The organism is Pseudomonas viridiflava (assembly GCF_900602065.1).
Taxonomy (GTDB): Bacteria; Pseudomonadota; Gammaproteobacteria; order Pseudomonadales; family Pseudomonadaceae; genus Aquipseudomonas.
In genome coordinates this window covers 1-25,858 of record NZ_UWFN01000347.1, presented here as the reverse complement: position 1 = coordinate 25,858, position 25,858 = coordinate 1, and the positions used below count along the sequence as shown (strand labels likewise).

General features: G+C 56.2%; 25 protein-coding genes. 16 read left to right on the top strand and 9 right to left on the bottom strand.

The window, feature by feature from the left end; all coding sequences use genetic code 11:
• The first annotated feature begins 59 nt into the window (after positions 1–59).
• From EE949_RS25860 to trpE, 7 genes are all read left to right on the top strand, one after another.
• Positions 60–1,091 (top strand): ABC transporter substrate-binding protein, encoded by a 1,032-nt coding sequence (locus tag EE949_RS25860; RefSeq protein WP_122666899.1) that lies wholly within the window; start codon positions 60–62, stop codon positions 1,089–1,091.
• A gap of 80 nt (positions 1,092–1,171) precedes the next feature.
• Complete coding sequence (locus EE949_RS25855; protein WP_122666898.1) at positions 1,172–2,419, top strand: ABC transporter permease; 1,248 nt, start codon at positions 1,172–1,174, stop codon at positions 2,417–2,419.
• Positions 2,420–2,430: 11 nt separating this feature from the next.
• Positions 2,431–3,255 (top strand): ABC transporter permease, encoded by an 825-nt coding sequence (locus EE949_RS25850; RefSeq protein WP_122666897.1) that lies wholly within the window; start codon positions 2,431–2,433, stop codon positions 3,253–3,255.
• A 239-nt stretch (positions 3,256–3,494) separates the two neighbouring features.
• Positions 3,495–4,643, top strand: coding sequence for an iron-containing alcohol dehydrogenase (locus EE949_RS25845; RefSeq protein ID WP_122666896.1), 1,149 nt, complete (start codon positions 3,495–3,497; stop codon positions 4,641–4,643).
• Positions 4,644–5,008: 365 nt separating this feature from the next.
• On the top strand, positions 5,009–5,683 hold the full coding sequence (gene rpe / locus EE949_RS25840) for a ribulose-phosphate 3-epimerase (RefSeq protein ID WP_027900674.1): 675 nt from the start codon (positions 5,009–5,011) through the stop codon (positions 5,681–5,683).
• Positions 5,680–6,498 (top strand): phosphoglycolate phosphatase, encoded by an 819-nt coding sequence (locus EE949_RS25835; protein ID WP_122666895.1) that lies wholly within the window; start codon positions 5,680–5,682, stop codon positions 6,496–6,498. Before rpe ends, EE949_RS25835 begins: the two co-directional genes overlap by 4 nt.
• Positions 6,499–6,571: 73 nt before the next feature.
• Complete coding sequence (trpE, locus tag EE949_RS25830) at positions 6,572–8,047, top strand: anthranilate synthase component I (protein WP_122666894.1); 1,476 nt, start codon at positions 6,572–6,574, stop codon at positions 8,045–8,047.
• A gap of 291 nt (positions 8,048–8,338) precedes the next feature.
• Here trpE and estP read toward each other — a convergent pair whose 3' ends face one another.
• Positions 8,339–10,267 (bottom strand): esterase EstP, encoded by a 1,929-nt coding sequence (gene estP, locus EE949_RS25825; RefSeq protein WP_122666893.1) that lies wholly within the window; start codon positions 10,265–10,267, stop codon positions 8,339–8,341.
• Positions 10,268–10,744: 477 nt separating this feature from the next.
• Here estP and EE949_RS25820 point away from each other — a divergent pair, with 477 nt between their 5' ends.
• The 4 genes from EE949_RS25820 to EE949_RS25805 are packed head-to-tail and all read left to right on the top strand — an operon-like array spanning position 10,745 to position 14,000.
• The gene (locus EE949_RS25820; protein ID WP_122666892.1) at positions 10,745–11,344 is read left to right on the top strand and encodes an aminodeoxychorismate/anthranilate synthase component II; all 600 of its coding nucleotides are present in this window, start codon (positions 10,745–10,747) and stop codon (positions 11,342–11,344) included.
• Positions 11,345–11,365: 21 nt separating this feature from the next.
• On the top strand, positions 11,366–12,415 hold the full coding sequence (gene trpD, locus EE949_RS25815; RefSeq protein WP_087268787.1) for an anthranilate phosphoribosyltransferase: 1,050 nt from the start codon (positions 11,366–11,368) through the stop codon (positions 12,413–12,415).
• A complete protein-coding gene (gene trpC / locus EE949_RS25810; RefSeq protein ID WP_122666891.1) occupies positions 12,412–13,248 on the top strand; it encodes an indole-3-glycerol phosphate synthase TrpC in 837 nt (278 codons plus the stop codon). Before trpD ends, trpC begins: the two co-directional genes overlap by 4 nt.
• A gap of 44 nt (positions 13,249–13,292) precedes the next feature.
• Positions 13,293–14,000 carry a lipoate--protein ligase family protein gene (locus tag EE949_RS25805; RefSeq protein WP_122666890.1) on the top strand — a complete coding sequence of 236 codons (708 nt, stop codon included), beginning with the start codon at positions 13,293–13,295 and terminating at the stop codon, positions 13,998–14,000.
• Positions 14,001–14,161: 161 nt separating this feature from the next.
• Here the strand turns inward: EE949_RS25805 and crp are convergent, their stop codons facing one another.
• Entirely contained in the window at positions 14,162–14,806 is a 645-nt protein-coding gene (crp, locus tag EE949_RS25800; protein ID WP_122666889.1) for a cAMP-activated global transcriptional regulator CRP, read from the bottom strand.
• A 205-nt stretch (positions 14,807–15,011) separates the two neighbouring features.
• On the opposite strand from crp, the gene EE949_RS25795 reads away from it, so the two are divergent.
• On the top strand, positions 15,012–15,434 hold the full coding sequence (locus EE949_RS25795; RefSeq protein ID WP_122666888.1) for an OsmC family protein: 423 nt from the start codon (positions 15,012–15,014) through the stop codon (positions 15,432–15,434).
• Positions 15,435–15,672: 238 nt separating this feature from the next.
• On the top strand, positions 15,673–16,473 hold the full coding sequence (speD, locus tag EE949_RS25790; RefSeq protein WP_027900664.1) for an adenosylmethionine decarboxylase: 801 nt from the start codon (positions 15,673–15,675) through the stop codon (positions 16,471–16,473).
• A gap of 72 nt (positions 16,474–16,545) precedes the next feature.
• Here the strand turns inward: speD and coq7 are convergent, their stop codons facing one another.
• From coq7 to hemJ, 5 genes are all read right to left on the bottom strand, one after another.
• Positions 16,546–17,193, bottom strand: a complete 648-nt coding sequence (gene coq7 / locus EE949_RS25785) for a 2-polyprenyl-3-methyl-6-methoxy-1,4-benzoquinone monooxygenase (protein ID WP_122666887.1) — start codon at positions 17,191–17,193, stop codon at positions 16,546–16,548.
• Positions 17,194–17,316: 123 nt separating this feature from the next.
• Positions 17,317–17,655, bottom strand: coding sequence for a histidine triad nucleotide-binding protein (locus EE949_RS25780; RefSeq protein WP_027900662.1), 339 nt, complete (start codon positions 17,653–17,655; stop codon positions 17,317–17,319).
• Between the two features lie 92 nt (positions 17,656–17,747).
• Positions 17,748–18,536 carry an SDR family NAD(P)-dependent oxidoreductase gene (locus EE949_RS25775; protein WP_122666886.1) on the bottom strand — a complete coding sequence of 263 codons (789 nt, stop codon included), beginning with the start codon at positions 18,534–18,536 and terminating at the stop codon, positions 17,748–17,750.
• Positions 18,537–18,596: 60 nt separating this feature from the next.
• On the bottom strand, positions 18,597–19,448 hold the full coding sequence (locus tag EE949_RS25770; RefSeq protein ID WP_122666885.1) for a DUF805 domain-containing protein: 852 nt from the start codon (positions 19,446–19,448) through the stop codon (positions 18,597–18,599).
• Between the two features lie 69 nt (positions 19,449–19,517).
• Entirely contained in the window at positions 19,518–19,940 is a 423-nt protein-coding gene (gene hemJ / locus EE949_RS25765; RefSeq protein ID WP_122666884.1) for a protoporphyrinogen oxidase HemJ, read from the bottom strand.
• Between the two features lie 133 nt (positions 19,941–20,073).
• Between hemJ and argC the strand changes: the two genes are divergently transcribed.
• Together argC and erpA are read left to right on the top strand one after the other, a co-directional pair.
• Positions 20,074–21,108 (top strand): N-acetyl-gamma-glutamyl-phosphate reductase, encoded by a 1,035-nt coding sequence (gene argC / locus EE949_RS25760; RefSeq protein ID WP_095101166.1) that lies wholly within the window; start codon positions 20,074–20,076, stop codon positions 21,106–21,108.
• A 168-nt stretch (positions 21,109–21,276) separates the two neighbouring features.
• Positions 21,277–21,627 carry an iron-sulfur cluster insertion protein ErpA gene (erpA, locus tag EE949_RS25755; protein ID WP_027900658.1) on the top strand — a complete coding sequence of 117 codons (351 nt, stop codon included), beginning with the start codon at positions 21,277–21,279 and terminating at the stop codon, positions 21,625–21,627.
• Positions 21,628–21,682: 55 nt separating this feature from the next.
• Here erpA and EE949_RS25750 read toward each other — a convergent pair whose 3' ends face one another.
• Positions 21,683–22,777, bottom strand: coding sequence for an anhydro-N-acetylmuramic acid kinase (locus tag EE949_RS25750; protein WP_122666883.1), 1,095 nt, complete (start codon positions 22,775–22,777; stop codon positions 21,683–21,685).
• 3 nt (positions 22,778–22,780) lie between these two features.
• Positions 22,781–24,217, bottom strand: a complete 1,437-nt coding sequence (locus EE949_RS25745; RefSeq protein ID WP_122666882.1) for a peptidoglycan DD-metalloendopeptidase family protein — start codon at positions 24,215–24,217, stop codon at positions 22,781–22,783.
• A 214-nt stretch (positions 24,218–24,431) separates the two neighbouring features.
• Between EE949_RS25745 and tyrS the strand changes: the two genes are divergently transcribed.
• Positions 24,432–25,631 carry a tyrosine--tRNA ligase gene (gene tyrS / locus EE949_RS25735; RefSeq protein WP_122666881.1) on the top strand — a complete coding sequence of 400 codons (1,200 nt, stop codon included), beginning with the start codon at positions 24,432–24,434 and terminating at the stop codon, positions 25,629–25,631.
• Positions 25,632–25,858: the final 227 nt, after the last annotated feature.

The following is a 25,858-nucleotide window of genomic DNA, read 5'->3' as shown; positions in this document are numbered from 1 at the left end:
GAGGCGAACACATCGCCCGCAACGCATAAACCAACACTGCTCGTGGAGAAAACAACCAAATGCTCAAATCTTTGAAACTCACCGCAATTACGCTGGGCATGATGTGCGCCGCGCAAGCTATGGCTGCCGATCTGACCGTCGTGTCGTTTGGCGGGGCCAACAAGGCCGCTCAGGAAAAAGCCTTCTATGCACCGTGGGATAAAGCGGGCAACGGCAAGATCATCGCAGGCGAATACAACGGCGAAATGGCCAAAGTCAAAGCCATGGTCGACACCAAAAGCGTGTCCTGGGACTTGGTAGAAGTTGAATCGCCTGAGCTGGCCCGCGGTTGCGACGAAGACATGTTCGAAGAGCTCGACCCTGCGCTGTTCGGCGACAAGTCGAAATACGTGCCGGGCGCGATCTCCCATTGCGGCGCAGGCTTCTTCGTCTGGTCCACTGTGCTGGCTTACAACGCCGACAAATTGGCCACGGCGCCGACCGGTTGGGCTGATTTCTGGAACACCGAGAAATTCCCGGGCAAACGTGGCCTGCGTAAAGGCGCCAAGTACACCCTGGAGTTCGCTTTGATGGCAGACGGCGTTGCGCCAAAAGACGTCTACAAAGTGCTGGCCAGCAAAGACGGCCAGGACCGCGCCTTCAAGATGCTCGACAAGCTCAAGCCAAGCATTCAATGGTGGGAAGCGGGCGCACAGCCGCCGCAGTTCCTGCAATCGGGTGACGTGGTCATGAGCTCTGCCTACAACGGTCGCATTGCGGCGGTCGCCAAAGAAAGCAAACTCAAAGTGGTCTGGACCGGCGGCGTTTACGACTTCGACGCATGGGCCATCCCGAAGGGTTCGAAAAATGCTGAAGCGGCGAAGAAGTTCATCGCGTACAGCCTGCAGCCTGAGCAGCAGAAGACCTTTTCGGAAAACATCGCTTACGGTCCGGCCAACACCGACGCCGTCAAGCTGCTGAGTGCTGAAACCCTGCAGAACATGCCGACTACTCCTGAGAACATCAAGGAACAGGTGCAGATCGACGTTGCGTTCTGGAATGACAACGGTGAGCAACTGGAACAGCGCTTCAACTCTTGGGCTGCCAAGTAAGCGCATAAAGCTGAGTGTGATCCGGGCGTGTTCCCTAAAGTAGGGAATGCGCCCTTCGTTCAAAGATTTCGGAGTTCGCTATGGCCATCGCCGTGCCCCTGACTGAAGGCGCCAGCCCTACCTTGAAGCAACGTCTGGCTCGTGCCGAGCGGGTCAACCGTTGGAAGGCTCAGGCATTGATCGCGCCGTTAGTGATCTTCCTGTTACTGGTATTTCTGGTACCGATTGTGGCGCTGCTCTACAAGAGCGTCGGCAACCCGGAAGTGGTCAATGCTCTACCGACTACCGTGATCGAAGTTGCCAAATGGGACGGTAAGGGCTTGCCCTCGGAGCCTGTCTACAAAGCGCTGAGTATGGACTTGGCAGAAACCCGCAAGAATTCGACTCTTGGTGATCTGTCCAAGCGTCTGAACATGGAGCTGGCCGGTTATCGCAGCCTCCTGACGAGCACCGCACGTGCGCTGCCGTTCAAGGAAGAACCAGCCTCATATAAAGATGCACTCGAAGCACTGGATGAGCGGTGGGGAGATCCAGCCTATTGGCAGGTGATCCGACGCAATACCAGCAACGTCACCCCCTATTATTTGCTGGCCGCAGTTGACCACCGGATCGATGATCTCGGAGAAGTGGCCCCTGCGACCCCTGATCAAGCGATCTACCTGGATATCTTTGCGCGCACCTTCTGGATGGGGTTTGTGATCACCCTGATCTGTCTGGTGCTGGCTTATCCGCTCGCTTACCTGTTGGCCAATCTCCCGGCGCGACAAAGCAACCTGCTGATGATTCTGGTTTTGCTGCCGTTCTGGACATCGATTCTGGTTCGGGTCGCCGCGTGGATTGTGCTGTTGCAATCCAGCGGCCTGATCAACGGCGCGTTAATGGCCGTGGGCATCATCGATAAGCCGCTGGAGCTGGTGTTCAATCGGGTGGGCGTTTACATCTCGATGGTACATATCATGCTGCCGTTCATGATCCTGCCGATTTACAGCGTCATGAAAGGGATCTCGCCGACTTACATGCGTGCCGCGATTTCATTGGGCTGCAACCCGTTTGCCAGTTTCTGGCGGGTGTACTTCCCGCAGACCTATGCCGGGATCGGCGCGGGTTGTCTGTTGGTGTTCATTCTGGCGATTGGTTACTACATCACCCCGGCATTGCTGGGCAGCCCGAACGACCAGATGGTCAGCTACTTTGTCGCCTTCTACACCAATACCAGCATCAACTGGGGCATGGCCACGGCATTGGGCGGTTTGCTGCTGTTGGCGACCATCGTGCTTTATCTGATCTATAGCTGGCTGGTCGGCGCCAGCCGCCTGCGTTTGAGCTGAGGAGCATTACCATGTTGAGTTCTTATTCCTCGCCGCTGGAACGCGTTTGGTACTACGCGCTGCGTATCCTGTGTGGCCTGATTCTGTTGTTCCTGGTGCTTCCGGTGTTGGTGATCATTCCGCTGTCGTTCAACTCCGGCAGTTTTCTGGTCTACCCGTTGCAAGGGTTCTCGCTGCATTGGTATCAGGATTTCTTCAATTCCAATGAGTGGATGCGGGCGTTGAAAAACAGCTTGCTGATCGCACCCGCCGCGACAGTACTGGCGATGGTATTCGGCACCCTGGCAGCCATAGGTCTGACCCGTGGCAACTTCCCCGGCAAAGCATTGGTGATGGCGCTGGTGATTTCGCCGATGGTGGTGCCGGTCGTCATTATTGGCGTGGCGAGCTATCTGTTCTTTGCTCCGTTGGGCCTTGGAAACAGCTTTCTTTCGTTGATTCTGGTCCACGCGGTGCTCGGCGTGCCCTTCGTGATCATTACCGTGTCGGCCACCTTGCAGGGGTTTAATTACAATCTGGTCAGGGCTGCCGCCAGTTTGGGAGCGTCACCCCTCACGGCATTTCGTCGCGTGACGTTGCCGCTGATCGCTCCAGGCGTTATTTCGGGCGCGCTGTTTGCTTTCGCCACTTCTTTCGATGAAGTGGTCGTGACGCTGTTCCTTGCCGGACCAGAGCAGGCGACGCTGCCAAGGCAGATGTTCAGTGGCATTCGGGAAAACCTCAGCCCGACTATCGCCGCTGCTGCGACCCTGTTGATTGGCTTCTCGGTGGTCTTGCTGTTGGTGCTGGAGTGGTTGCGTGGGCGCAGCGAGAAGCTGCGTACTGCGGTGGAATAACATCGCGTACAGCACGTTCATGGATTGAAACACGACCTGTGGGAGCGGATTCATTCGCGAAGAGGCCGTTACAGCCAGTAAGGATTTATCGGTTGGAACTTCCTCTTCGCGAATGAATTCGCTCCCACAGGGCTTCTATTTGCCGCGATGCAGCGTGGTGTCATGCCGGCCTCTATCTCCAGTTGATCTATCCTTCTGCTCGTCCTCCCTCGCCATAACAATTCCAAAGGGCCGAGCTGATGAGTATCGCTGCATTCAAAATCGCCAATAAGCTGGTCACCGGCGCTGCCGCCATTGAACAACTGGCCGCCGAGCTGACCCGACTGAATATCAACAAACCTCTGATTGTCACCGACGAGATTCTGGTCAAGAGCGGTACCGTCGATCTTGCGCTTGAGCATTTGGGTGGACGTGCCTACGGTATTTTTGACCAGGTCAAACCCGAGCCGGAAATCTCTATCGTTGAAGACTGCACGGCTGTTTATCGCCAGGGCGGTCATGACGGCCTGATAGGCCTGGGCGGCGGCAGTGCGATTGATATCGCCAAGGGCGTGGCTGCGTTTGTTGGCCATGACGGGCCGCTTGCCGATCTGTTTGGTGTGGATCAGGTCAAACGCAAGGGACCGCCGCTTATCGCAATCCCGACTACTGCGGGTACTGGATCCGAAGTCACCAACGTGGCGATCTTCTCCGATAAAGCAGCACAACTGAAAAAGGGCATTGTCAGCGATTACTTGCTGCCGGACGTGGCGCTGGTCAGCCCGGTGATGACGCTCACTTGCCCCCGTAGCGTTACCGCCGCGAGTGGTGTGGACGCATTGGTGCATGCCATCGAGTCCTATCTGTCAGTCAATCGCTCATTGATATCCGACTCCCTGGCGCTTGGGGCTATCAAATTGATCGTCAAGGCGTTGCCCAAGGCTTACGCCAACCCTGCTGATCTGCTCGCTCGTGAGCATATGGCGACTGCCAGCCTGATGGCCGGGATGGCTTTTGGTAATGCCGGAGTGGGCGCGGTGCATGCGTTGGCTTATCCGCTGGGAGGGCGCTTCAATATTGCCCATGGGGTCAGTAATGCGCTGTTGCTGCCGTATGTGATGGCCTGGAACAAAATGGCGTGTGTCGAGCGCTTTCGTGACATTGCCGAAGCCATGGGCTTGCGGGTTGAGCATGTGAGCGATGAAGAGGCGGCCAATCAGGCAGTGCAGGCCATGGCGGATTTATGCGAAGCGGTCGACATCCCCAAAGGTATGCGCAGCTTCAACGTGCCACAAGATGCCATCCCGGCGATGGCCGAGGAGGCCAGCAAGATCGACCGCCTCATGCGCAACAACCCGCGCAAGCTGACGGCCGCAGATATCGAAAAGATTTATCGCGCGGCATATTGAGCTTCTCTGAGCCGATGCAATTCTGTAGGAGAGACCCCGGTGTCTATGGCACCGCAATCTCGCGGCAAACCTGGGACCTGTGGGACCGGATTCATCCGGGAAGACGGCATTCCAAGCGCCGATGATGTTGCGGATTACTGGCCTCTTCCCGAATAAAGTGGAGCGCCACCCCGGTCGGTCCCACAGGTTCTGTGTGGGTTCAGATAGTTACGTGTTGTTTGATGAGAGCTGCCGAAGGCTGCGAATAGGGGGGCATCAGGCAAACCGTCTTCGCAGCCTTCGGCAGCTTCTACAGGGGTTCGAGTTTTCCAGAAAGTCTTGGAGTACAATGCGCGCCACCGTGATTCTGCTCAAAAAGGTGCGTCATGCAGCCCTTCCTTATTGCTCCATCGATTCTCTCCGCCGATTTCGCCCGTCTGGGCCAGGAAGTTGATTCCGTGCTGGCCGCTGGCGCGGACATTGTTCACTTCGATGTGATGGACAACCACTATGTGCCGAACCTGACCATCGGTCCGATGGTGTGCTCGGCGCTGCGTAAATATGGCGTGACAGCACCCATCGATGTGCACCTGATGGTCAGCCCGGTGGATCGCATCATTGGCGACTTCATTGAAGCCGGTGCCAGCTACATCACTTTCCACCCGGAAGCGACGCAGCACATCGATCGTTCGCTGCAGTTGATCAAAGAGGGCGGTTGCAAGGCGGGCCTGGTGTTCAACCCGGCGACTCCGCTGAACCTGCTGGAATACGTGATGGACAAGGTCGACATGATCCTGCTCATGAGCGTTAACCCTGGCTTTGGCGGTCAGAAATTCATCCCGGGAACGCTGAACAAGCTGCGCGAGGCACGTGCCTTGATCGATGCCTCGGGTCTGGACATCCGTCTGGAAATCGACGGCGGCGTGAACGTCAACAACATCCGCGAGATCGCGGCCGCCGGTGCTGACACCTTTGTCGCCGGCTCAGCAATCTTCAACACGCCGGACTATAAGCAGGTCATCGACAAGATGCGTGCAGAACTGGCGTTGTCTCGCGCATGAGCGGCTTCGAGCAACTGTTTCCAGGGCGACTGCCCAAACTGATCATGTTTGATCTGGACGGCACATTGGTTGATTCGGTACCCGATCTGGCCGTTGCTGTGGACAAAATGCTGCTCGAACTGGGCCGTCCCGCGGCCGGATTGGCGCAGGTCCGGAACTGGATTGGCAACGGTGCGCCCGTTCTGGTGCGCCGCGCCCTGGCCAATGATCTGGATCACAGTGGCGTCGATGATGCTGAGGCCGAGCAGGCACTGGAGATCTTCATGAAGTTCTATGCCGAAAAGCATGAGTTCACGGCGGTCTACCCCGGTGTTCGCGAAACCCTGAAATGGTTGCAGAAGATGGGCGTCGAGATGGCGCTGATCACTAACAAGCCGGAACGCTTTGTTGCGCCTCTGCTGGATGAGATGAAGCTGGGCCGATTTTTCCGTCTGATCATTGGTGGCGACACCATGCCAACGAAGAAACCTGATCCTGCGGCGCTGTTTTTTGTCATGAAGATGACCAATATTCCGGCCTCACAGTCGCTGTTCGTCGGCGATTCACGCAGTGATGTGCAGGCCGCCAAGGCTGCTGGCGTGTCCTGCGTCGCCATGAGCTACGGCTACAACCATGGTCGACCGATTGAGGAAGAGTCCCCGGCGCTGGTCATTGATGACCTGCGGCGTCTGATTCCCGGTTGCCTGGATCTGGACGCTGGGATACTGTTGCCGGAAATCAAAGATCCCTCCTTTAGAGATTCCATCGTGGTGGTCACTCGCAAACTCTGGATGAAAGTCATCAAGGCCCTGGCCCGCTGGCGTTGGCGCGCCTGACTTGATTCACGCCGGATACGCATCCGGCTCTGTTTGCTTACCTGACTGCTAACCCTCACCCACGAGGCTGATGATGAATCGCGAAGAATTCCTGCGTTTGGCTGCTGCTGGCTACAACCGTATCCCGTTGGCCTACGAAACCCTGGCCGACTTCGACACGCCGCTGTCGATCTACCTCAAGCTTGCTGACCAACCGAACTCTTATCTGCTGGAGTCGGTGCAGGGCGGCGAGAAATGGGGCCGTTACTCGATCATCGGTCTGCCGTGCCGCACCGTCCTGCGTGTGCACGACCACGATGTTCGGGTGACTCACGATGGCGTCGAGATCGAGCATCTTGAAACCGAAGACCCGCTGGCATTCGTCGAAACGTTCAAGGCGCGCTACAACGTGCCCACTATCCCAGGCCTGCCACGTTTCAACGGCGGGCTGGTGGGGTACTTCGGTTACGACTGTGTGCGCTATGTAGAGAAGCGTCTCGGCAAATGTCCGAATCCAGATCCGCTGGGCGTGCCTGACATCCTGCTGATGGTTTCGGATGCCGTCGTGGTGTTCGATAACCTCGCGGGCAAGATGCACGCTATCGTGCTGGTCGATCCGGCACAGCAGGACGCTTATGAAAGCGGTCTGGCACGTCTGGATGAGCTGATGGAAAAGCTGCGTCAGCCGATCACCCCGCGTCGTGGTCTGGACCTGACCCGGCCGCAAGCCGCTGATCCGGTATTTCGCTCCAGTTTCACGCAGGATGATTACGAGCGGGCAGTCGACACCATCAAGGAATACATCCTGGCGGGCGACGTCATGCAGGTGGTTCCGTCGCAGCGTATGTCCATCGACTTCAAGGCTGCACCGATTGATCTGTATCGGGCGCTGCGCTGCTTTAACCCGACGCCTTATATGTACTTCTTCAACTTCGGCGACTTCCATGTCGTTGGCAGTTCTCCGGAGGTGCTGGTCCGAGTTGAAGACAACCTGATTACCGTTCGCCCGATTGCCGGCACTCGCCCACGCGGTGCCAATGAAGAAGCGGATCTGGCGTTGGAAAAAGACCTGCTGTCGGACGACAAGGAAATCGCCGAGCACCTGATGCTCATTGATCTGGGGCGCAACGACACCGGTCGTGTTTCGGAAATCGGTTCGGTCCGGCTCACCGAGAAAATGGTGATTGAACGTTACTCGAACGTCATGCACATCGTGTCTAACGTCACCGGTCAGTTAAAAAGCGGCCTGACGGCGATGGATGCCCTGCGGGCGATTTTGCCAGCAGGCACCTTGTCCGGTGCGCCGAAAATCCGCGCCATGGAAATCATCGATGAGCTGGAGCCTGTGAAGCGTGGTGTCTACGGCGGCGCGGTGGGTTACCTGGCCTGGAATGGCAACATGGACACCGCGATTGCGATCCGTACCGCGGTGATCAAGAACGGCGAACTGCACGTCCAGGCCGGTGGCGGCATCGTGGCTGACTCGGTGCCTGCGCTGGAATGGGAAGAAACCCTGAACAAACGCCGGGCGATGTTCCGTGCGGTGGCGTTGGCTGAGCAGGAGCAGTAAGCGCGGATCCTTGCAGGCTACGCGTGACCTGTGGGACCGGATTCATCCGGGAAGAGGGCAGCAGCGACACCGCAGATTCAAAGGATCTTCGCGGTGTCAGGGCTGACGTATTCGCGAATGAATTCGCTCCCACCGGTTGTTGCGATGACCTTCTGTTTTTGAGTCTTCACCCCACGACATCACGCAGAGCCCGTGGGAGCTGAGCTTGCTCGCGATGAGGCCGGATGCGGTTCACTTCAGGTCCCGGTGCCTTTATCGCGGGCAAAGCTTGGTCGATCTGTATCTGAGCGCCTAGAAATCCAGGCTCACTCCCAGGCTAACCCCCTGCTGTGTCACATCATCATCTTTGCGCCAGTTATAGCCTGCGCGCAGGCTCAGGCCCTGGCTTAACTTTTGACTCAAGCCGACGCTGGCGCGGTTGAGATCTCGCTGCGGCGCATAGCCCTCAAGGGTGAAGTCATTGAACGGCAGGCTGTTCAAGGCGATGGTCACCTCCTGTTGATCAGTTTCAAACTCCCGCTCATGCGCTACTTCGGCGAACAGCTGCGTTGTGGGGGTGACCTGAAACTTGCCCTGCAAGCCAGCACCCAGACGCCGTGACTTGCGAGTCTGGTCATCAAAGGTCAGCGCCGTTGAGCGGCTGCCCTTCTCCGAGTAGCCGTTTACCTTCACATGCGCGTAATCGGCACTGATAAACGGTGACAAATGCCAACTGCTGCTGGCACCCGCAATATCAAACCCTAGCCGCGCACTGGCTCCCCAGATTTCACCATCCGTATCGCCTTTCTCATTCCCCTCGCTGATACCCAGTGCGAACTTGCGCTCGGCGTTCTCGTAATCCAGATACCCACCTGAGGCAGCAAGATCACCCCACCAATGGTTCGCCTGATACTGGACAAAGGCAGTCGCCAGATAGCTATTGAGTTTGTAGTCCGAATCCCGCTCACCAGCGTCCAGATTCTGCCGATAAGCGCCGCCAACCATGCCGATTCGCCAATGATCAGCGAGTCGATAACTGCCGCCGAGAGTCATGTTGTAGCCGTTGCCGTCAGCCTCTGCTGAGTTGTCCTGTGCATCAAAGTCCATTTTCTGACCACCTGCGGCGACTATCGCACGCCACTGCCCGACGCCCTGCCAATTGCCCCAATCCGCCAGCCACTGGCCGCGCAGTTCATCCTGTTGCGCACGTAATGTACCGCTGGCCATTTCTGGCAACAGGCTGATTTCCCAAGGCGCGGCCAGCAATGAATAGGCGTAGTCGGCGATCAGCCGCTGACCGGTGACGGTGGGATGCACTCCATCGTTGAACAGTAACTTGCCTGGGTCCGGCGTAGCGCTGCTTATCCCGTAGGTAGTGTTCTCGTCGCAGTTGTCACCGTTGAAGCATGTGCCCACCAGGTTCTGATCCGCAGCGAGCCCATAACGAGCTGGATCATCCAGCGTTTCCGAAACGAAGCGTGGAATATTCAGCGGGATTATCTGCGCATCGATCTGCGCCAGGCGGCTGATCAGTTGGGCATTGAATACACCGCTCAGTATTGAAGTGATGGGCGCTAGAACCGTGCCGGATACCGCTGGCGTCTGACCGATGTCTGGCAGCAGCCAGACCATGATGTATCGCGCCCCCGCTTGTTGCAGGACCTGAGCACTGTCGGCAAGACGATCTGCAGCATCCCGGGACTGCGACAGGCTCAGCACACGGCCCTGCAGGAAATCATTGCCGCCTCCGGTCAAGTAGTACAGGGCGTCAGGGTCTGCCCGAAAGTTGTTAGCGATCAGGTAACCGGGTCGGCTGCGTAGGACTGCTCCGTTATCAGGGTTGATGACGTTGGACTGGGAGGTGATCGCGTCATAAATCTGATCGGTACGATCTCCTCCCACCGCCCAATTGTTGCCGTCGGCCAAACCTGACGCGGCGTTCACTGGCGACGTCGAGGCCGCGAGGTCCGCCGGAGCAATATTGAGTTTCAGGCCCAGCAAGGTCGATGAATTCAGGCCGAAAACCTCGCCGCTGCCGTCCTGATACGTTGGTCCGGTGCGGTTGGTGAAGCGTAGCGTCGCTCCGATTGGACCATCCGCATCGGGAAACTGCCCGGCATCGGCCAGGCTGTCACCGAACACCACCATGGTTGAATAAGGCGAAGAGGCTGCCCAGCTGTCAGGGCAGGCTGAAACCAGCAAGCAAGCGACAAGCGCCGCAAACCGTCGGGGTTTGAGCATGGTCAGGTTCCTTTTTTTGTTTTTTTAATGCTTAAGGAAAAGTAGCTAGCTGAACCCTGCGCGCCCGGTTAAATGGTCATTAACCGCCCGGCGGTTGGCGTTATGGTTGATGTGTATCCGCGGCTTTACAGATTTGATTGTTTCGTGACTCGAAAAGTAGATTTTGATCGTATTGCACAGGTTATGTGATATTGCACGCCATCCCCCGGTACGCTAATGTGCCGGGACGTAGAAACGAGACCTCCCCTGTGTTGATCGTCAGCAAACTCTTGATGCGTGTTATCAAGGCTCACGCCCGCTGGCGTTGGCGCGCCTGACTTATTCTCTTCCGGCCTGTCCGGACCTCCTGATACGCCTTTAAAACTCCGCCCTGCCGCTTTTCCGGGTCAACCCCCGGTCGTTACACTAGCGGGCACTCAATCGGCAGCGATTTTGAAGGTTGAAAAAATAGTCAGTAATTCAATGGGTTTAAGCCAAATGCTGCTGATGATCGATAACTATGATTCCTTTACCTATAACGTTGTGCAGTACTTCGGTGAGCTGGGTGCCGACGTCAAGGTAATCCGCAACGACGAATTGACCGTCGCCGAGATCGAAGCGCTCAACCCTGAGCGCATCGTCGTATCGCCCGGCCCTTGCACGCCGAATGAAGCAGGCGTCTCGCTGGAAGTGATCAAACACTTCGCGGGCAAACTGCCGATTCTCGGTGTATGCCTTGGGCATCAGTCAATTGGTCAGGCGTTCGGCGGTGACGTTGTGCGCGCCCGTCAGGTCATGCACGGCAAGACCAGCCCAGTGGTTCATGAAGATGATGGCGTGTTTGAAGGCCTCAACCATCCGCTGACCGTCACCCGCTACCATTCGCTGGTGGTCAAGCTCGACACTTTGCCCGATTGCTTGGAAGTGACGGCCTGGACTGCGCTTGAAGACGGCTCTGTGGACGAAATCATGGGCCTGCGCCACAAGACGCTGAACGTCGAGGGGATCCAGTTTCACCCTGAGTCGATCCTGACCGAGCAGGGCCACGAGCTGTTCGCCAACTTCCTCAAGCAAACCGGCGGCACCCGTCAGGGTTAAGGAATCGTTATGACTAAGCCAATGGACATCAAAACCGCTCTGGGTCGTGTTGTCGATAATCTGGATTTGAGCACTGCCGAGATGAGCGACGTTATGCGCGCCATCATGACCGGGCAGTGCACGGAAGCGCAGATTGGCGCTTTCATGATGGGCATGCGCATGAAGAGCGAAAGCATCGACGAAATCGTCGGTGCGGTTTCGGTCATGCGTGAGCTGGCTGACAAGGTTGAACTGAAAACACTGGACGGTGTGGTTGATGTGGTGGGCACTGGCGGTGACGGGGCCAACATTTTCAACGTGTCGACAGCTTCTTCTTTTGTAGTTGCTGCAGCCGGTTGTACCGTTGCCAAGCACGGCAATCGCGCAGTTTCGGGCAAAAGCGGCAGCGCCGATTTGCTGGAAGCTGCGGGTGTGTATCTCAATCTCACGCCCGTACAAGTGGCGCGCTGCATTGACAGCGTGGGTATTGGTTTCATGTTCGCCCAGGCTCACCATGGCGCAATGAAACACGCTGCCGGTCCCCGTCGCGATCTTGGCCTGCGCACGCTGTTCAACATGCTCGGCCCGCTTACGAATCCGGCCGGTGTCCGCCATCAGGTGGTAGGTGTCTTCAGTCAGGCGTTGTGCCGCCCGCTGGCCGAAGTGTTACTTCGTCTGGGCAGCAAGCATGTGTTGGTTGTGCATTCACAGGACGGGCTGGACGAATTCAGTCTGGCGGCGCCGACGTTTGTCGCGGAGCTGAAAAACGGTGAAGTCACTGAGTATTGGGTGCAGCCCGAAGACTTGGGCATGAAAAGCCAGAGCCTGTTTGGTTTGAGCGTTGACGGCCCTGAAGCTTCCCTGGTGCTGATCCGCGATGCGCTTGGTCGTCGCAAGACTGAGCAGGGTCAAAAGGCTGCGGAAATGATTGTGCTCAATGCAGGCGCAGCCCTCTATGCTGCTGATCATGCCTACACGCTCAAAGAGGGTGTTGAGTTGGCTCATGACGCGCTTCATACCGGCCTGGCCCGGGAGAAACTGGAGGAGTTAGGCGCTTTTACCGCAGTATTCAAGCAGGAGAATGAAGGATGAGCGTGCCAACAGTTCTGGAAAACATCCTCGCCCGCAAGGCCGAAGAAGTGGCAGCTCGCCGTACTGCAGTGAGCCTGGCTGAAGTCGAGAAGCTGGCGGCAGCGGCTGACCCGGTGCGTGGTTTCGCCCAGGCGTTGATCGAACAGGCCAAGCGCAAGCAGCCGGCGGTCATTGCCGAAATCAAAAAGGCGTCACCGAGCAAGGGCGTGATTCGTGAGAACTTCGTGCCTGCCGACATAGCCCGAAGCTATGAGAAGGGCGGTGCGACCTGCCTCTCGGTGCTGACCGATATCGATTACTTTCAGGGGGCAGACGCTTACCTGCAGCAAGCTCGCGCCGCGTGCAAGCTGCCGGTGATTCGCAAGGACTTCATGATTGATCCTTATCAGATCATCGAAGCCCGTGCCCTTGGCGCTGACTGTGTACTGCTGATTGTCTCTGCACTGGATGACGTGAAAATGGCCGAGTTGGCCTCGGTCGCGAAAAGCGTCGGGCTAGATGTGCTGGTTGAGGTTCACGATGGCGAAGAGCTGGAACGCGCCTTGAAAACCCTCGATACCCCACTGGTCGGCGTTAACAACCGCAACCTGCATACGTTCGAAGTGAGTCTGGAAACCACTCTGGATTTGCTGCCACGCATACCTCGTGATCGCCTGGTTATCACCGAAAGCGGCATCCTCAACCGTGCCGATGTGGAGCTGATGGAAATCAGCGATGTGTACTCCTTCCTGGTGGGCGAAGCATTTATGCGCGCCGAACATCCCGGTGATGAGTTGCAACGCTTGTTCTTCCCCGAGCGCGGCACGCCACCCCGTGGCTCCACTCTCGACTGATCAGGGTTTGGGTGCTGCTTCGACGGTCATCACAGAGGATCAACATGTCTGATTCAGTCATTGATATCTGCGTCGAAGCAGGCCTTAAAGCCGAGCTGGATCTGCTCGCCTCAGTGTGTGCAGGTGACGCCGATTTCGCCTTGCTGCTGTGGCGCCCGAATGATCGTGCGCTGGTCATGCCGCGGCGTATGAGTCGCTTGCCCGGCTTTGTCGAAGCCAGCGAAACCCTTGCTGACAGTGGCTGGCTAATCCTGTTGCGTGAAACGGGTGGTGAGCCGGTCCCGCAATCTTCGGCAACGGTGAATATCGCCCTGGTTTACGCCCAGCCCAAAAGCGACCCTGATCGTGACCGTATCGAAATTGCCTACCGACGTTTGTGTCAGCCGATTCTTGATGTCTTGAATGAATTGGGTGGCGCGGCTTCGTTAGGCGAAGTAGAAGGCGCGTTCTGCGATGGACGCTTCAACGTCAATCTTGATGGGCGCAAGATGGTTGGGACTGCTCAACGCTGGCGTCAGAGTCAGGGTGGGTTGAGGCCGGTGGTATTGGTCCACGGTGCGCTGCTGGTCGACAACGAGCGACATGACATGGTCGCCGCGGTTAACCGTTTCAACGAAATCTGTGAAGTTGAGCCGCGGGTGCGTGCCGATAGCCATATCGCGTTGCGTGAGGCGTTTGCGGCTGAAGGGGTGTTGGAGAGGTTGGCGAGTGCTTACCAGATCGGCTTGTCCGGTTTGAGGCTTGGCTTCTAGCGAAATATACAAATAATTGAGTTGGAAACGCGTTCCTGTGGGAGCGGTGCTTGCCCGCGATAAGGTCAACCAACGTGATCTAAGGCGAATCGTTTCCAGCCATATCGCGGGCAAGCACCGCTCCCACATATGTCCGGCGCATAACTGCTGCGCTAGGCGCCTCAACGCGTACCAAACACCACCATCGTCTTGCCTTTGACGTGAACCAGCTTCTGTTCCTCCAGAGCCTTCAGCACGCGGCCGACCATTTCCCTTGAACAACCGACAATGCGACCGATCTCCTGTCGGGTTATCTTGATCTGCATGCCGTCAGGGTGAGTCATGGCGTCGGGCTGCTTGCACAAATCCAGCAATGTTCGCGCCACGCGGCCGGTAACATCGAGGAAAGCCAGGTCGCGTACCTTGCGCGTAGTGTTGCGCAGGCGTTCGGCCATCTGCCCGCCCAGGGCGTAAAGGATTTCCGGCTCTTGGTAGGATATCTCACGGAATTTGCTGTAGCTGATTTCAGCTATTTCGCATTCCGTCTTGGCTCGTACCCAGGCGCTGCGCTGATTTTCCTGTCCGGGCTGTTCGAACAGCCCCAACTCGCCGCAGAAATCTCCGGAGTTGAGGTAGGCCACGATCATTTCCCGACCTTCGTCGTCTTCAATCAAGACCGTGACCGATCCCTTGAGAATGTAGAGCAGGGACTCGGATTGATCACCGGCACAGATGATGTTGGATTTCGCCGAGTAGCGACGACGCTGGGCATGAGCCAGAAACTTTTCCAGGTGCTTGGTCTTGGATGACAGGGGAATAGCTAGCATTCTTGTGTCCTGAAAAAGTACTTCGCCTAGGGCATTGTTAGCGTTATCGGCAGCAGATTGCATTTAGCCAGCTTTTTAGCTCCTATTTGAATCCATTTCAGACATTTCCTACAACTTGGTCGTGAAATGGTATTTATCGGCGCCATTAGAGCGCGGCGAGCGCTGTGCTAAGCTGGCCGCCTTTTTTACAGTGGAGACCCTGGCGATGAAGGCACGTATTCAATGGGCTGGTGAAGCCATGTTTCTCGGCGAATCCGGCAGTGGTCATGTGGTAGTGATGGATGGTCCACCCGAGAGCGGTGGTCGCAATCTGGGTGTCCGTCCGATGGAAATGGTCTTGATTGGCCTGGGCGGGTGCAGCAACTTCGACGTGGTCAGCATTCTGAAGAAGTCTCGTCAGCCGGTGGAAAGCTGCGAAGCGTTTCTGGAAGCCGAGCGCGCCACCGAAGACCCGAAGGTGTTCACCAAGATCCATCTGCATTTCGTGGTCAAGGGCCGTGGCCTGAAAGAGGCTCAGGTCAAACGTGCCATTGAGCTTTCGGCCGAGAAATATTGCTCTGCATCCATCATGCTCGGCAACGCTGGCGTCGAGATTACTCACGACTACGAAATCGTTGAATTGGGCTAACGACACCCAATTATCATAAAAGCGGCGCACACTCTGGCAGACAGCTCCTGACGTCTGCATAATGCGCCCCTTTTTCAGGGTGCAGGTTGCTCAGGTTGTTTGCGACCGCTCCCGAACAGACAACCAAAATCGCCAACGCGAAGAGGTGTTAACCGTCCTACGCAGCTGAGCATTGCTCAACTGACGGGCATGCTTGATCACGTGGCCTGGGCCACACACATATAGAGAGTTTTTAACGGTGAAAAGCAAACTCAAGCTCCACGGGTTCAATAACCTGACAAAGACCTTGAGCTTCAACATCTATGACATCTGCTATGCGGAAACTCCGCAGGACCAGCAGGCCTACGTCGAGTACATCAACAGTGTGTACGACGCAGAACGCCTGACGCGGATTCTGACTGATGTCGTCGATATCATTGGCGCCAACATCCTCAACATCGCCCGCCAGGATTACGATCCTCAAGGCGCCAGCGTGACCATTCTGATTTCCGAGCAGCCGGTAACGCCTACCGAAAGCCAGATCGAAGAGTCACCGGGCCCACTGCCGGAAACTATCCTGGCGCACCTCGACAAGAGCCACATCACCGTTCATACCTATCCGGAAATTCATCCGGTGGATGGCATCGCGACCTTCCGCGTGGACATTGACGTGTCAACCTGTGGGGTGATCTCACCGCTAAAAGCGCTGAACTACCTGATCCACAAGTTTGAATCGGACATCGTGACTGTCGACTATCGCGTGCGCGGCTTTACCCGTGACGTTGAAGGCAAGAAGCACTTCATTGATCACGAGATCAATTCGATTCAGAACTACCTCTCTGAAGACACGCGCAACAGTTACCAGATGACTGACGTCAACGTGTATCAGGAGAATCTGTTCCACACCAAGATGCTGCTCAAGAACTTCGAACTGGATAATTACCTGTTCGGCGATGCGACCAGCAATCTGTCCCCTGTGCAACGCGATCAGGTGACAGCCAAGGTCAAGCACGAAATGCTGGAAATCTTTTACGGCCGTAACGTTAACGTCGCCGTCTGATTTTTACGCATATACGCATAAAAGAAAGGCGCCCGATAAAGGCGCCTTTTTTATGTCCGCGATTTACCCGATTCAGATCCGGTAAGTGCTCTTGGTCATGACTTTAGCCAACACGCTCATGCCAAATTTGACCGGAGTCGGGAAGCGGAAGCCGCCTGCATCCAATGCGCTCTGTGCGTGGTGTTCTTCGTCAGCCCGCATTTGCTCAAGGATTGCGCGAGACTTCTCGTCCTCGGCTGGTATCTGTTCCAGATGCTCATTCAGATGTTTGCAGACCTGATCCTCAGTCGCCGCTACAAAGCCCAGGCTGACCTTATCGCTGATCAGCCCCGCTGCTGCACCAATACCGAATGACAGCCCATAGAACAGGGGATTGAGCACACTGGTATGGCTGCCCAACTGGTGAATGCGCTGCTCGCACCAGACCAGATGATCGATCTCTTCTTCAGCGGCATGTTCCATGGCTGCGCGTATGTTGGGCAGTTTGGCGGTCAGTGCCTGGCCCTGGTACAGCGCCTGGGCGCAGACTTCGCCGGTGTGATTGATGCGCATCAGGCCCGCGACGTGCCTTGTTTCTTCATCGCTCATCTTGACTTCAGGTTGAACGAGGGCAGGCGAGGGGCGTTGGGAGTATCCCTTGGACGGCAGAAGCGTGCGCATCGCAGCGTCGGCCTGCAAGAGAATACGGTCGATAGGGGAGTAGTGACGTTCGGTAGCCATGGGCACCTCCGGAAGAACCATGGGCGCCAGTCTACCCCAATCAGCCACATGAGGCTTGAGCTGGATCAGCTGGCTAGAGCCCTTGCGGGCTCCAGCCTTACTGCAAGTGATTGAATATCTGGATTAACCTGGTGGCCAGTTCATTTGACGCTGACCCAGAACGTGCATGTGAATGTGATAGACGGTCTGCCCGCCTAGCTCGTTGCAGTTCATGACCACACGAAACCCATCCTCGCAACCCAGCTCTTTAGCCAAGCGCTGAGCGGTGAACAGAATGTGCCCGGCAAGGCCTTTATCTTCTTCCGTCAGGTCGTTAAGCGTACGGATGGGCTTCTTCGGAATGACCAGAAAATGGACCGGTGCTTGTGGCGCGATGTCGTGGAAAGCAAGCACTTGATCATCTTCATAGATGATTTTGGCGGGTATCTCGCGGTTGATGATCTTGGTGAACAAAGTATCCACAGCCAGTTGCTCCTTGTGGTGGATGGAACGTGCAGATGAATGGACCGCACCGAGTGTACTGAGGGGATCGGCCTGCGCCCAGTGTTTGTCAGTCAGCGGGGGCAGACGGATTTGTTGATCAGGCCTGCGATCGTACGGCTCATCCAGCGTGATACCAGTCGAGGACTGAACGTGATCAACTTGTTACGCCAGCCTGGGATGATTACTGCTTTATTCTTTGCCAGAGCCCTGACCGTATACAGGGCCACTTCCTCGGGACTCATCATTTTCTGGTTGCCGCGTTGACCTACTTGAAGCAGGGCGGTGCGAAAAAAGCCGGTACGCGTTGGGCCAGGGCACAGGACTGATACTTTGATCCCGTTTTTCTTGACCTCTTCGCGCAGCCCTTCCGAAAAGTGCAGCACGTAGGCCTTGCTGGCGTAATAGGCGCTCATCCACGGGCCTGGGCTGAACGCAGCCACAGACGCAACGTTTAGAATCTGCCCGCCACCCTGCAGTGCCATCAAGTTGCCGACGGTATGGCACAGGCGTGTGAGGGCCAGAATGTTCAGGTCGATCAGATCCTGCTCCAGTCCCCAGTCCTGAGCCAGAAACGGGCCGGATGTACCGATCCCGGCGCAATTGACCAGCAGGTCGATCTGGTGCGCACCTTCTTCTTCCAGCTCCAGCAGGAAGCCCGAAAGGCGCAGGGGCTCGCCCAGATCGCAAGCGCGAATCAATACCTCCACACCGAAACGCTGTGTCAGTTCAATGGCGATCGTCTCCAGCAGGTCGCGCTGGCGGGCGACCAGTAACAGGCTCCGCCCTCTGCGTGCCAAGGCTTCGGCCATGGCCAGGCCAATTCCGCTGGTTGCCCCGGTGATCAAGGCGTAACGGGTCATGCGGTTCTCCGTTGAACGTAGTGCGAGCCGCGAAGTTTTGTTCGGGGCATAGGCAACAGACTATTGATCGTCATCAGGCAGTGATTGCTCATATTGAGTGGTGACGTCCGACAGTTCATTTTTCAGGGAATGGATCCCGCCAGTTAACGCAGAAATGATCGATATGCCAATGAAGAATATCCACATGCAGGCTAGCAGAATGACCCAACGGTTATTCGGTGGCGGCGGCGGGCCATAGCGGTTAGTGGTTTTATTGCCTGGAGCCAGAACCAAGAGCAGAGGCAGTACAAAACCTATGTAAGGCACCACGTACAGACACAGCAGCCAAGCCGACCACCCGGCGTCGTGCAGTCTTTGTGCGCCTATCTGCAGGCCAACCAAAAAGAACGCTGCGCCGACTATCGCCAGCAAAAGGCCGCCACCTACCAGAGAGGCGCTCATGATCACTGAGCATATGCCGGCAGCAATAAAACCTGTAACGACTAGCACGGAGATCCATGCCAGATAGCGCACGCGACCAATCCGCCCCTGAAAGCTGAAGATCTTGAGGTCCGAATGCTCTGCTTCAGCATCGATAACACTTGCGCGGGGAGGTGCGTATGGGGAGGCCGGTGGTGTCTGAGAAGAGTTGGGTGCCGGTGAGCTTTCTTCAACTTCCTCGATATTGAGGATTATGACGTGGTCATTTTCGATGCGTGCCTCGACACCTGCATCATTGAGCGCATTCAGGTAGATCTGAGCGTCGGCTTGAGACAGTCCGCGTTTGAGTGCGACGGGTTTGCCATTGAACAGCTTATCCACCGCGGTGACTTCACTTTTGAACAATCGAGCAAGATTGAGCTTGGCAGTTTGCAACTCGACACCGTTGCGCAACTGCCCTTCGAACACAATCTTGAACAGCGGAGTGGACATGCTTGGCTTCCTTGTCGGACCAAAAGCGATATGAACCGCCTGCTCAAGAGCAAGCGGTCACGTCATGAGTTAGAAAGGTTTGACGACTACCAGAATGACGATTGCGAGGAGGATCAAAACAGGGATTTCGTTGAACCAGCGATAAAACACGTGGCTGCGACCATTCTCACCGCGCGCGAAACGTTTGACCTGTGCGCCGCAGACATGGTGATAGCCGATCAGCAGAATGACCAGCGTGAGTTTCGCATGCATCCAGCCCTGGCTCATGTATCCCGGTACGAGAGCTACCAGCCAGATACCGAAAATCAGCGTTGCTATCATCGCCGGGCCCATGATGCCCCGGTACAGCTTGCGCTCCATGACGCAGAAGCGTTCACGGCTGACGGCGTCCTCGCTCATGGAGTGGTAAACGAAAAGTCTCGGCAGGTAGAACAACGCTGCAAACCAACAGACCATTGAAACGATATGAAAAGCTTTGATCCATAAAAGCATTTTTAGTTATTCCCAGGTTCACGGTGTGCAAATAGTAGTGGCTTGAGCGTCCATACGTCACGTTGTCGGTTGTCGCAGACGCGTTAGGCCCATATTATCGACGGCTTTCCAGTTGGTACGTAGAGGGCAGGTTATGGTCAAGGTCGGTATCGTCGGCGGCACGGGTTACACCGGTGTCGAGTTGCTGCGTCTGTTGGCACAGCATCCGCAAGCTGAAGTGGTCGTTATTACTTCTCGATCCGAGGCAGGGCTGCCTGTTGCTGATATGTACCCTAATCTGCGCGGCCATTACGATGGCCTGGCTTTCAGCGTGCCTGACATTGCGACCCTCGGTGCATGTGATGTCGTGTTCTTTGCGACACCCCATGGCGTTGCGCACTCGCTTGCAGGCGAACTGCTGAACGCGGGCACGCGGGTCATCGACCTCTCGGCTGACTTCCGTCTACAGGACTCGGTAGAGTGGGCGAAGTGGTACGGCCAGCCTCACGGTGCGCCAGAGCTGCTCAAGGATGCTGTTTATGGTTTGCCTGAAGTGAACCGTGAGCAAATCAAGCAGGCTCGCCTGATTGCTGTGCCGGGTTGCTACCCAACCGCCACTCAATTGGGTTTCCTGCCGTTGCTGGAAGCCGGGCTTGCCGATAACACGCGCTTGATTGCTGACTGTAAGTCCGGCGTGAGCGGTGCGGGTCGTGGCTTGAGCATCGGTTCGCTGTACTCCGAAGCCAACGAAAGCTTCAAGGCTTATGCAGTCAAAGGCCATCGTCACCTGCCTGAAATCACCCAGGGGCTGCGTCGCGCTGCCGGGGGCGATGTCGGCCTGACGTTCGTCCCGCATCTGACGCCGATGATCCGCGGTATTCACTCCACGCTGTACGCCACAGTCGTCGACAAATCGGTCGATCTGCAGGCGCTGTTCGAGAAGCGTTATGCCAACGAGCCATTCGTGGATGTCATGCCCGCTGGCAGCCATCCAGAAACCCGCAGCGTGCGTGGTGCCAACGTTTGCCGTATTGCGGTCCATCGTCCACAAGGTGGGGATCTGGTAGTCGTGCTTTCGGTTATCGACAACCTGGTCAAGGGAGCGTCGGGCCAGGCGGTACAGAACATGAACATCATGTTCGGGCTGGACGAGAAGCTCGGTCTGTCCCACGCCGGGATGATGCCTTAGAAGCAGTTTTTAGCTTCAAGCTTCAAGCTTCAAGAGGTTGGTGCGACCACTTGCAGCTTGAGGCTTGAAACTTGCCGCTGCTCTGGAATAGTTGACCAATTTTCTCGGAGAAGCGGATAATGCGCGTCATTACGCATTATGACGGCTTAGCGCCGGGAGATATTTAACATGAGCGTCGAGTCCTTCACTCCAACGGCTTTGCAATTCACCCATGGTGCTGCGCACAAGGTGAAGACCCTGGTCGATGAAGAGGGTAACGATCGCCTGAAGCTGCGTGTGTTTGTGACTGGCGGCGGTTGTTCAGGTTTTCAGTACGGTTTTACTTTCGATGAAGACGTGGCCGACGATGACACCATCGTTGAACGCGAAGGCGTAAGCCTGGTAGTCGATCCAATGAGCTTTCAGTACCTTGCGGGCGCAGAAGTGGATTACCAGGAAGGCCTTGAGGGTTCACGCTTTGTGATCAAGAATCCCAACGCGTCTACTACTTGCGGCTGCGGTTCTTCATTTTCCATCTGATTGTTCCGCACATAAAAACGCCGCGCATTTGCGCGGCGTTTTTGTTCGTCTGGAGTCAGGCTGGGTAGATGGCGCCCAGTACTCGCAGACCTTGTGCGCCCGTCACGGTTGGGCGGTTTGCTGGGACGCCTTCCAAGCAGCAATGCGCCAGCCAGGCAAAGGCCATCGCTTCAACCCAGTCAGGATCAACGCCGAATGCCGCTGTGCTGCTGACTTTTGTGTTGGGCAGCAGTTCGGCAAGACGATTGGTCAGGGCAACGTTATGTGCCCCACCGCCACAGATCAGCAGCTCTTTGGTTTCGGACTGAGCTGATTGCAACGACTCGGTAATCGCAAGGGCGGTCAACTCCATGAGGGTTGCTTGCACGTTTTCAGCTGACAGTGTCGGCAGCTGGAAAAGATGGTGGTGCAACCAGCCAAGGTTGAACACTTCACGACCCGTACTCTTCGGGCCCTTGGTCAGGAAGAACGGGTCGCTGAGCAATGCTGACAGGAGTGCAGGGTCAACCTTGCCGCTTGCGCCCCAGGCGCCGTCACGGTCAAAGCTCTCGCCGCGTTGAGATTGAATCCATGCGTCCAGCAAGACGTTGCCAGGGCCGCAATCGAAGCCGGTCACCGGGCTATCCAGCTCGATCAGGCTCAAGTTGCTGAACCCACCGATATTGAGCACGGCGCGGCGGTCTTTATTGTCGTCGAACAGCGCCTCGTGAAACGCAGGAACCAGCGGCGCGCCCTGGCCACCTGCAGCGATGTCGCGACGACGGAAATCGCTGACTACAGTGATCTCTGTCAGCTCGGCGAGCAGAGCCGGATTACCGATCTGGATGCTGAAGCCGCGAGCGGGTTCATGGCGGATGGTTTGACCATGACTGCCGATAGCGCGGATTTGCCCGGCAACCATGCCTTGTTGGGTAAGAAGTGCAAGGACGCCTTTGGCTGCCAGACGAACCCACTTCTGTTCAGCAATTGCTGCACGAGCCAGCTCATCCGGTCCGCTGGAGCAAAGCCCTAACAGCTCTGCCCGCAGATCTTCCGGCATCGGGATGTAGTGGGTTGCCAGCAATCTTGGCCGGTCATCCTGCTCAACGAGGGCAATATCGATCCCATCGAGACTGCTGCCGGACATCACACCTATATAAAAGAATGCCATGGCTTATCGTTTGCTCGAGGCCAGCATGGTGGCCTTTTCCTGATCCATGCGAGCCATCAGTGGCTGGCTCTGCTGCATGAACCGCTGTTTTTCGGATTTGGCGATAGGATCCGCCATCGGCAATTTGCGACCCAGTGGGTCGACGTGCACGCCATTGACCTGGAACTCATAGTGCAAGTGCGGCCCTGTCGACAGCCCGGTGGTACCAATATAGCCGATGACCTGACCTTGTTTGACCGTACCGCCAGTCTGGATACCTTTCGCGAAGCCCTGCATGTGACCGTACAGCGTGCGGTAAGTCTCGCCGTGCTGGATGATCACGGTGTTGCCGTATCCGCCACGACGGCCAGCGAGTAGCACCTTGCCGTCACCGGTAGCCTTGATAGGGGTGCCCCGAGGTGCTGCGTAATCGACGCCCTTGTGCGCGCGAATCTTGTTCAGAATCGGGTGCTTGCGGCCCATGGAGAACATTGAACTGATGCGGGCGAAGTCCACGGGCGTGCGGATGAACGCCTTGCGCATGCTGTTCCCGTCGGCCGTGTAGTAATTGGTGTTGCCTTGTTTGTTCGTGTAGCGAATAGCGGAGTAGGACTTGCCCTGATTGGTGAAACGGGCAGAAAGGATATTGCCGGTACCTACGGTCTTTCCGTTGATGACCTTCTGCTCATAGATAACGTCGAATTCGTCACCTTTGCGGATGTCTTGAGCAAAGTCGATGTCGTAGCCAAAGATGTTGGCCATGTCCATCGTCATGGTGTGCGAAAGGCCTGCGCGCTGTGCGGACTGTGACAGGGAGTTGGTGATCACGCCGTGTATGTAGGCCGTACGCACATCTGGCTTGCTGATTTCGCGATTGAACGTGTAGCCGCTGTCTGTTTTGGAAAGGCTGATAGTTTCGAGCTGACTCAGCTTGGTGTGCAGCTGCTTGAGCTGGCCTTCAGGCGTCAGTTCAAATTGCAAAACCTGGCCGTTCTGCAATCGGCTGAACTGCTTGGCTTCTTTATTACTGGCCATGACTTCATGCACGGTCGCAGCCGGCAGGCCCACTTTTTCAAACAGAGTGGACAGGGTGTCACCTTTCGCAACGGTGACTTCCCGATGATTCGGATCCTTGTTTGCAACTGCTGGAACCGCACCGTTTTCGGTGGTTTGAGGCTCGTTGGCAGCGTTGCTCTGAGTTTCGTCGCCGCCGTTGTCTATCTGTGCGAACGGAGAATCTGTTGCTGATTGTGTGGCTTCGGTCGCTTCCAGAGCGTCTTGGTTAGGTGCGCTTTGATCAGCAGGCGCTTCCATATCCAGATTCAAGACGGTTTTTTTGGCTTCAACTTCGCTTGAGGGAAACACCAGGAGCGCCAGGCTTAACAGGGCGGCAATGCCGCTGGCTGCGAGCAGATGGGTCTTGGGATAAAGCGGTGGCGCTTTAGGCGGCGTGTCTATCATAGGTAATTTGACTTTGAAAAAAGATGAATTGGAAAAGATGAATGACATGATGAAGATGAAATAACTGTATAAAATATAACCAAAACCTGTGCGAAGCAACCCTGCGGATGAATCGGCTTTCGATTCGTCCCGTGGTGCTGGGCAAAACTTGTAATTGGGCGCTGATCTTGTATGGTTGGCCCCTTTTGAAAACGGCTATTAATAGGGGACGGATATGAGGTCGGTTGAAGAGCAGCTAGCGCTGATCAAGCGTGGGGCGGATGAGCTTTTGGTTGAGGCCGAGCTTGTTGCCAAGCTCAAGCGTGGCCAGCCACTGCGTATTAAAGCCGGGTTCGATCCTACGGCGCCTGACCTTCACTTGGGTCATACCGTGCTTATTAATAAGCTGCGTCAGTTCCAGGAGCTGGGACATCACGTTATCTTTCTGATTGGCGACTTCACCGGAATGATCGGTGATCCGAGCGGCAAGAGTGCTACGCGTCCTCCGCTGACCCGTGAGCAGGTTCTCGACTACGCCGAAACCTACAAGTCCCAAGTGTTCAAGATTCTTGATCCGGCCAAGACCGAGGTGGCATTCAACTCCACCTGGATGGACAAGCTGAGCCCTGCGGATTTCATTCGCCTCTCGTCGCAGTACACCGTGGCGCGGATGCTTGAGCGTGATGACTTCGACAAGCGCTATAAAAGCAGCCAGCCAATCGCTATTCACGAGTTCCTCTATCCGTTGGTGCAGGGGTACGACTCTGTCGCTCTTCGTTCCGATGTCGAGCTGGGTGGTACCGACCAGAAATTCAATCTGCTGATGGGGCGCGAGCTGCAGCGCGCCTACGGGCAGGAAGCTCAATGCATTCTCACCATGCCTTTGCTGGAAGGTCTGGATGGTGTGAAGAAGATGTCCAAGTCGCTGGGTAACTATGTAGGTATCCAGGAAGCGCCTGGCATCATGTATAGCAAGCTGGTTTCGATTCCGGATGCATTGATGTGGCGCTACTTCGAGTTGTTGAGCTTCCGGTCCATGGAGGAGATCAATGGCTTCAAGGCGGATTGCGAGAAGGGTGCGAACCCTCGTGACATCAAGATCAAGCTGGCTGAAGAGATTGTCGCGCGTTTCCATAGTGAGGAGGCTGCGGCCAATGCCCATCGTTCGGCGGGTAACCGTATGAAAGATGGCGAGCTGCCGGACGATCTGCCGGAGATTTCCGTAGGTGCCCCTGAAGATATGCCGATCTCAGCCGTCCTTAATAAGGCAGGTCTGGTTAAGAACTCTGCAGTGGCCCGGGATCTCCTTGCTTCGGGTGGCGTGCGTATAGATGGTGAAGTTGTTGATCGCTCGTTCGTCTTTAAGGTGGGAGCGACTCATGTTTGCCAGGCGGGCAAGAAGGCATTCGGGCGTATTACGCTGGTTTTGGAATAAACCTGAAATTAGGGGTTGACGGCCTCTCTAATCTCTCTATAATTCGCACCTCTTCTGGCGCAGACAGAACGAAAAACTCCTTGATAATCAACGAGTTGGACGATTTGACTGGCGAGGAAGAGGCTTCGATGAAGTTGATCGAAAGCGGTGAAAAAAGGGAGTTGACAGCAGGTTGTAACGCTGTAGAATTCGCCTCCCGCTAACGAGCAACGTGATGTTGATCGAAG

Coding starts and splice junctions, on each gene's coding strand:
- argC (WP_095101166.1), top strand. CDS start 20,074: ATGGTCAAGGTCGGTATCGTCGGCGGCACGGGTTACACCGGTGTCGAG.
- EE949_RS25860 (WP_122666899.1), top strand. CDS start 60: ATGCTCAAATCTTTGAAACTCACCGCAATTACGCTGGGCATGATGTGC.
- hemJ (WP_122666884.1), bottom strand. CDS start 19,940: ATGCTTTTATGGATCAAAGCTTTTCATATCGTTTCAATGGTCTGTTGG.
- EE949_RS25795 (WP_122666888.1), top strand. CDS start 15,012: ATGAAGGCACGTATTCAATGGGCTGGTGAAGCCATGTTTCTCGGCGAA.
- crp (WP_122666889.1), bottom strand. CDS start 14,806: ATGCTAGCTATTCCCCTGTCATCCAAGACCAAGCACCTGGAAAAGTTT.
- trpE (WP_122666894.1), top strand. CDS start 6,572: ATGAATCGCGAAGAATTCCTGCGTTTGGCTGCTGCTGGCTACAACCGT.
- EE949_RS25855 (WP_122666898.1), top strand. CDS start 1,172: ATGGCCATCGCCGTGCCCCTGACTGAAGGCGCCAGCCCTACCTTGAAG.
- EE949_RS25745 (WP_122666882.1), bottom strand. CDS start 24,217: ATGATAGACACGCCGCCTAAAGCGCCACCGCTTTATCCCAAGACCCAT.
- estP (WP_122666893.1), bottom strand. CDS start 10,267: ATGCTCAAACCCCGACGGTTTGCGGCGCTTGTCGCTTGCTTGCTGGTT.
- EE949_RS25850 (WP_122666897.1), top strand. CDS start 2,431: ATGTTGAGTTCTTATTCCTCGCCGCTGGAACGCGTTTGGTACTACGCG.
- EE949_RS25770 (WP_122666885.1), bottom strand. CDS start 19,448: ATGTCCACTCCGCTGTTCAAGATTGTGTTCGAAGGGCAGTTGCGCAAC.
- rpe (WP_027900674.1), top strand. CDS start 5,009: ATGCAGCCCTTCCTTATTGCTCCATCGATTCTCTCCGCCGATTTCGCC.
- EE949_RS25835 (WP_122666895.1), top strand. CDS start 5,680: ATGAGCGGCTTCGAGCAACTGTTTCCAGGGCGACTGCCCAAACTGATC.
- tyrS (WP_122666881.1), top strand. CDS start 24,432: ATGAGGTCGGTTGAAGAGCAGCTAGCGCTGATCAAGCGTGGGGCGGAT.
- EE949_RS25805 (WP_122666890.1), top strand. CDS start 13,293: ATGTCTGATTCAGTCATTGATATCTGCGTCGAAGCAGGCCTTAAAGCC.
- EE949_RS25750 (WP_122666883.1), bottom strand. CDS start 22,777: ATGGCATTCTTTTATATAGGTGTGATGTCCGGCAGCAGTCTCGATGGG.
- EE949_RS25775 (WP_122666886.1), bottom strand. CDS start 18,536: ATGACCCGTTACGCCTTGATCACCGGGGCAACCAGCGGAATTGGCCTG.
- coq7 (WP_122666887.1), bottom strand. CDS start 17,193: ATGGCTACCGAACGTCACTACTCCCCTATCGACCGTATTCTCTTGCAG.
- trpC (WP_122666891.1), top strand. CDS start 12,412: ATGAGCGTGCCAACAGTTCTGGAAAACATCCTCGCCCGCAAGGCCGAA.
- trpD (WP_087268787.1), top strand. CDS start 11,366: ATGGACATCAAAACCGCTCTGGGTCGTGTTGTCGATAATCTGGATTTG.
- EE949_RS25820 (WP_122666892.1), top strand. CDS start 10,745: ATGCTGCTGATGATCGATAACTATGATTCCTTTACCTATAACGTTGTG.
- EE949_RS25845 (WP_122666896.1), top strand. CDS start 3,495: ATGAGTATCGCTGCATTCAAAATCGCCAATAAGCTGGTCACCGGCGCT.
- erpA (WP_027900658.1), top strand. CDS start 21,277: ATGAGCGTCGAGTCCTTCACTCCAACGGCTTTGCAATTCACCCATGGT.